The 6,128-nt window shown below is 75.0% G+C and carries 3 protein-coding genes; 2 read left to right on the top strand and 1 reads right to left on the bottom strand.

Annotated elements, in window-relative coordinates; translation table 11 throughout:
* Positions 1 to 47: 47 nt before the first annotated feature.
* A complete protein-coding gene (locus ACFWTE_RS29455) occupies positions 48 to 4,247 on the bottom strand; it encodes an SCO7613 C-terminal domain-containing membrane protein (RefSeq protein ID WP_378783192.1) in 4,200 nt (1,399 codons plus the stop codon).
* Positions 4,248 to 4,663: 416 nt separating this feature from the next.
* Between ACFWTE_RS29455 and ACFWTE_RS29450 the strand changes: the two genes are divergently transcribed.
* Complete coding sequence (locus tag ACFWTE_RS29450) at positions 4,664 to 5,368, top strand: lytic transglycosylase domain-containing protein (RefSeq protein ID WP_378783191.1); 705 nt, start codon at positions 4,664 to 4,666, stop codon at positions 5,366 to 5,368.
* A 43-nt stretch (positions 5,369 to 5,411) separates the two neighbouring features.
* Positions 5,412 to 6,068 carry a lytic transglycosylase domain-containing protein gene (locus ACFWTE_RS29445; RefSeq protein WP_378783190.1) on the top strand — a complete coding sequence of 219 codons (657 nt, stop codon included), beginning with the start codon at positions 5,412 to 5,414 and terminating at the stop codon, positions 6,066 to 6,068.
* Positions 6,069 to 6,128 lie beyond the last annotated feature (60 nt).

The following is a 6,128-nucleotide window of genomic DNA, read 5'->3' as shown; positions in this document are numbered from 1 at the left end:
GCCGAGGCCGGTCCCGGGACGCCGCCCCGTGGGGTGGCGGCGTCCCCTCAGCGCATGCCCGACACCACCCGCCCCAGGCTCCTCAGCCGTGCAAGACTCGCCTCGTAGCGGGCTCCCACGAGCAGGAGAAGCAGGCCCACGGCCGCGAACGGCACCCAGTTCGGCGCGACACGGGTCAGCTCCCAGAGGGGCGGCCCGAACGCCCGCAGCGACGTGGCCACCAGCACCAGCCCTCCCAGGACCAGCGCCGCCTGGAGCCGCCGCACCAGACCCCACAGGGCGACGGCCACCCCGAGCACCAGCACGGCGGGAACCCGCCACGCCATGCCGTCCTCGGTGAGGAGCAGGCCCACCGTCGGCAGGAGCAGCAGCGCCAGGCCGCCGCCGTAGGCCGCCCAGCTCGACGGGGCGGTCACCGCCTTGCGGCTCCACTCCCAGCCGATGACCAGGGCGGCGAGCGCGGGAGGCACCGTGTACGCCTCGGGAACGGTCACGTGCCAGGCGGAGAGCACGGTCCACAGGGCGGCGAACATCAGCAGCCCGCCGACCGCCGCGAACCACGACCGGCCGGGACGGACAGCGGTCGCCGCCGCGACCACGCCGACCAGGGCGAGAGCCAGCGCCACCAGCTCCGGCCGCGCACCCGCGCCGACCGAGACGGCCAGGGCCAGGACCGCCCACAGGCACGCGGGGACCTCGGCCGCCGTCACCAGCGCCCCGCGCAGCCTCGGCGCGACCACGGCCACGGCGGCGACCACGGCGATCGGCCCGAGCACCGCGTACTCCACCGGCGCACCCAGGGCCAGGGGGAGGGTGAGGGAGAACGCCCCGGTGAGGGACGTGGCGGCAGCGGTGCCGCCCAGGGCGGGGACGGGCGTCCGCGCCAGCGCGGCGACCACCGACGCGACCACCGCGGCGGCCATCAGCGCGCCGGCGGTCGTGTGCTCCTCGGCGAGCGACCAGCTCAGACCCACCCCCGCGGTGAGGAGCCCCGTCAGCCCCGGCAGCGGGCTCGTCCGGCGGTCCCGCAGCAGCGCCGACCACACCGCCAGGGCGGAACCCACCGCCAGCACCCACAGCAGGGCGACGAGGAACGGCGCTCCGGTGATCACCGGCAGGGGCGCCAGCGCGGGCGGTACGACCAGGGCGGCGGCGCGCGGCGTCCACCGCCGGGCCAGGAGGGCGACCGCGCCCACGGAGAGCAGCCCGGACACCAGGACCCCGGCGGCCACGGCCGCGGCCAGGGCCGGCCCCGGAAGCGGGGAGAGGCCGAGGACGGCGTACGCGGGGTCCAGCAGGACCGACGGGGGCGCGGACGCCACGGGGTGGGCCCGCGGGACCGCCGCGAGCGCGGGCAGCGACCGGGGCCCCGCCACGAGGGGGACGGCCGCCAGCAGCAGGAGGCCGAGCAGTGTCAACGGCGGCATCCCCGGTACGGGCCGCGGTGCGGGGGCGGGGGGTGCCGGGACGGGGGACGGGGGCGTCGGCCGGGCCACCGTCACCGAGGCGGCGCCGACGCACAGCAGCGCCGCGGCCGACAACCACCACGACAGGGGTTCGGGGGGACCCTGCCGTGTGAAGGAGAACACCAGGGCGGCCCCTCCCACGAGCAGGGTGAGCCCCCCGAGTGCGAGGGGTACGGCGCGCGCAGCGGTTCCGGGGCGGACGCCTCCGGCGAAGTCCATGCGTCGCAGGACCAGCGCCGCCACCAGGGAGGTCGCCGCGACCAGGACGAGCGCGGCCAGCGTCGTGTAGTACTCGGGAAGCGCACGGAACAGGCCCAGGAGGAGGGTCGCGCACCCGGTCGCGGCCGGCACCCAGCCGAGTCCGGAACGGCCGGAGGGCGCGACGCCCAGGACCAGCGCGGCTCCGACGAACACCGTCCACACCACCGCCGCCACGTACGGCATCCCCAGGAGCACCGGAAGCGGCACCAGGGCGGTGGGCGCGGCGAGCGCGAGCGCGGTCACCGCCCACCTACGGTCCACCAGCAGGACCAGGGCCACCACGAGGGCACCGGCCACGAGTACGCCGAGCGCGGTGCCCAGCGCGGCGGCGAACCCCTCCGGGGCCGAGAGGCCCAGCACCTCGTGCGCGGGGTCGAGCATCGCCGACACCGGAGCGGTCCACGGCTGGTACGGGCCGGAGAGCGGTGACAGGCCGGGACCCCGTACCGAACCTGCCAGCAGCGGGGCCGTGGCCAGGAGCAGGAGGCCGAACAGGGTGAACGCCGGCCGGGGGTCGGGGGCGCCCCGGGCGGGGAGGGGGGCGCCCGCCCACCCGCCTCCGGGCACGGCCACGGCGGCACGGGGGAGGGTTCCGGGGGCGCCCCCGGAGCCCTGGGAGGCGAACGGGTACCGGAGCCGGCCGAGAAGGAGGGCCGTCGCGCCCGCCATCAGCGCGGCGGCGGCCAGGAGCCACCAGGCGGGGCGCGGCGCGTCCAGGCCGAGCGCCAGCGCCGTCAGGAAGCCCGCGCCGGTGAGCAGGGTCAGAGCCCACAGCAGCAGGCCGGACCCGTACAGGGAGGCCGCGGCGCGGCCGTTGCGGTCGGCGCGGCGGAACAGCAGGAGGGCGACCAGTGCGGTGGTGCCCGTGAGGAGGAGGGCGGCCAGGGAGGTGTACCGGTCCGGCAGCGACCACAGCACCCCCGTGGCGACGGTGAGGGACCCGGCGGCCGTGCACACCCACCCTGCGCGTCGGCGCGGCAGGAGAACGGTGCCGAGGACCAGGGCGGCGCCCACGAGCAGTGCCCACACGACCGCGACCACGAGGGGCAGGGACAGCAGCAGGGGAACCGCGAGCAGGGCCGGCGGGGCGACCAGGGCGGTCGCGGGCACCAGGAGGTCGCGGCGCAGCAGGGCCACCGCCGCCAGGGCCAGGACGGCGGCGACCGCGACGGCCGCCAGGTAGGCGGGTGCGGGCGGCACGAGGGTTCCGGGGCCGGTGAGCTCCAGGACGTGGAGGGCGGGGGCGGTCGCCGCGCCCGGATCGCCGGTCCAGAACCCGGAGGGCGCGCCGGGGAGCACGGGAAGGTGTGCGGGGCCGGCGGCCAGGGGCACCGCGCCCAGGGCGAGGAGGGCGACCGCGGCGTGGAGCACGGACGGCCGGGCCCCGGGCCGGGGGAGCGAGGGCAGTGGTCGCCGTGTGAACAGCAGACCGGTCACTCCGCTCACCAGCAGTGCCGATGCCACGGCCCACCAGGTGCCGGCGTTGCGGGCCTCGGGGACCGCGAGCATGAGCGCGGAGGAGAGGACGAGGGCGAACCCCCACAGGACCGTCGCGGTGACGTGGAGGGTGCGGACCGGGATGCCCTGGCGCGGCCCGCCGAGCAGGCGGACCAGCAGCAGGTCGGTGAGCGCGGTGGCGGCGAGCGCGGGCAGGATCCAGGACAGGGCCCCGCCGCCGGGGAGCGCGGCCACGAGCAGGACCGGGACCGGTTGGGCGACGAGGGCGGCGACGACGCGCGGGGACCGCAGCGGCACGAGGAGCGGATAGAGCGCCGCCAGCGCGCCGATGGCGGTGAGCGCGGCGGCCGCGTAGCCGGGACCGCTGGTGATCCGGTCGGACAGGAGCAGGCCCAGGGCGAGGGCGTCGACGCACAGCAGGGCCGCTGCGACGCAGCCGAAGGTCTCGGCCGTAGCCCTCAGCCCGCGCCGGTGCAGGGGGAGGGCGAGCACGGCGAAGGCCAGGGTGGTGGCCCCGAGGACGCCCGCACGGGCGCCGGTGCCCAGGTCGCTCCAGCTCCAGACGGCGAAGACCAGGGCGGCGATACCGACGAGGAGGCCGCCCAGTCCGAGGATGAGGTTCTGGGCGGAGCGCCGGGTGACCTCACCGGTCGGTGCGGAGCCGTGCCGACCGGCGGGCGCGGGGGCCGCGGCGCCGTGCCCGGCCGCACCCGCCGACGGCCGTGCTCCCGAATCGGTGTGTACGGGCCCGTGGGAGGGCGTGCGGTCTCCGGGGCGGCCTCCGGTGGGGGTGTTGGCGGGAGGGGGCGTGTCCGTCCGCCTCGGGATCGACTCGCGGCGCAGCAGCCGCACCACCGCGGCGCGTTCACCGAGCAGCCGGTGCCTGCGGCCGTCGAGCTCCGCGATCTCGGAGTCGATCCACCAGAGGCGCCGGGCGGTGTCACCGGTGAGCCGTAGTCCGCACCGGGGGCACGCGGTGGTTCCGAAAGGGAGCGGGGAGCGACAGTCCGGGCAGTGGAGCCGTGGACCCGCGGGGGGCGGTGGGGATCCGTGGGCGTTCATACCGCCATCCTGTCTCCGGTTCCTGTCCGCGCGCATCGGTACGCGTACTCAGAAGCCCCCGGTGACGCGGATCGGGTGCCACTCGTCGCGTGGAGACAGGGACCACGCCGTGAACTCCCTTTGACCAGGGCTTGACCCTTCGTGTCGCCGCGCAGGTCAGGGGTCCGCAATACGAGCACATTCCGTGATGTGACCCAAGGCATAGTAAAACTGGCGTTACTTCACCGTGACGATGATGCAGGCTGAGTTCGCTGCACAGAACATCCCCTCCCACGTGGGAGACCCGCGCCGCGGTCGGTCGAACGGAAGACCCGTCCCCTCCGCGCACAGTCCGGGCCACGTGGTCAGCAGCGGCGAAGCACCACACACGAGCAGCCCCACGAAGGCACGTGTGCGTCTACGCGAAAGGGCCATCCTTGCTGTTCAACCGAACCTCACTGCGCCGTGCGAGCGCGGTCGGAGCCGCGGCCGTGGTCGCCGGGAGCACCTTCACGGTCGCTGCGTTCGCGCAGACCGACGACGTGGGGCCCGAGCGGCTCACGTCCGCCGTGGTGGTCCCCGAGCAGCAGGGCGGGGACGGCGCCGACGACTTCTTCGCGGAGCCGCCCGCGGTGAGCGGGGAGGAACGCGAGGGGCTGCGTGAGGAGACCCGCCAGGAGGCGAGGTCGGCCGCGGACGAGGGCGTCCGGTCCACCAGCGGGACGGGAAGCGAGATCCCCGAGCCGGAGCCCGAGCCGGAGCCCGATCCCGGGACCGCCTCCTCCGGCGGTGCCTCGGACTCCACGGGTTCCTCCGGTGGTGGCGCCCCCGTGCCCGCGGGCACGGCCAAGGAGATCGCCCTGGAGGCGGTCCTCGCCGAAGGATGGGGTGAGGACCAGTTCTCCGGCTGCCTCGAACCCCTGTGGGAGAAGGAGAGCAACTGGAACCACACGGCGGAGAACGCGTCCTCGGGTGCCTACGGCATCCCGCAGTCTCTGCCCGGAAGCAAGATGGCCTCCCACGGCGACGACTGGCGGACCAACCCCGCCACCCAGATCGCGTGGGGCATCGACTACATCAAGGACAGGTACGGGACCCCCTGTGACGCCTGGTCCCATTCCCAGGCGAACAACTGGTATTAATAGGGCTTTCCCTGCCATTAACCCCCTCTTGGGAAAGGCAATCGTGCTACTCAACCGAATGTCGTTGCGCAGTACGGCGGTGATCGGTGCGGCGACCCTCGTCGCGGGCGCGACGTTCGCCGTCTCCGCGTTCGCGGACGACGGAGTCGACCCGAACATGGCGGCCAACGCCGCCGTCCCGGACAGCGAGGAACCCGCGGCCGACGCCGAAACCGGGGAGGACGACTTCTTCGCGTCCTCCGAGCTGACGCAGGAAGAACTCCAGGATCTGCGGCAGCAGGCCCGGGGAGAGAGCGACACCGCCCTCGGCGAAGGGGTCAGAACGGCCCAGGGCGACGGGAGCGACGTCGAGGAGGAAGAGGAGGAGGAAGAAGAGGAGGAGGTTCCCGAGTTCAGCGGGGACCCCAAGTCGATCGCCCTCGAAATGGTCCTCGCAGAGGGCTGGGGTGAGGACCAGTTCTCCGGCTGCCTCGAACCCCTGTGGGAGAAGGAGAGCAACTGGAACCACACCGCCTCGAACCCCAGTTCGGGCGCGTACGGTATCCCGCAGTCCCTGCCCGGAACCAAGATGGCCTCCCACGGCGACGACTGGCAGACGAACCCCGCCACCCAGATCGCGTGGGGCATCGACTACATCAAGGGGCGCTACGGCACCCCGTGTGAAGCATGGGCCCACTCCCAGTCCATCGGCTGGTACTGACCCCGAGCTCGTGCCGGGAGTCCCCGAGGAGGTCGGCGGCGGGCGCCCACCCCGATCCCA

It is taken from the genome of Nocardiopsis sp. NPDC058631 (genome assembly GCF_042716955.1).
GTDB lineage: Bacteria > Actinomycetota > Actinomycetes > Streptosporangiales > Streptosporangiaceae > Nocardiopsis.
Note: the sequence above shows the minus strand (reverse complement) of the source record. Positions and strands in the feature narration are given on the sequence as shown.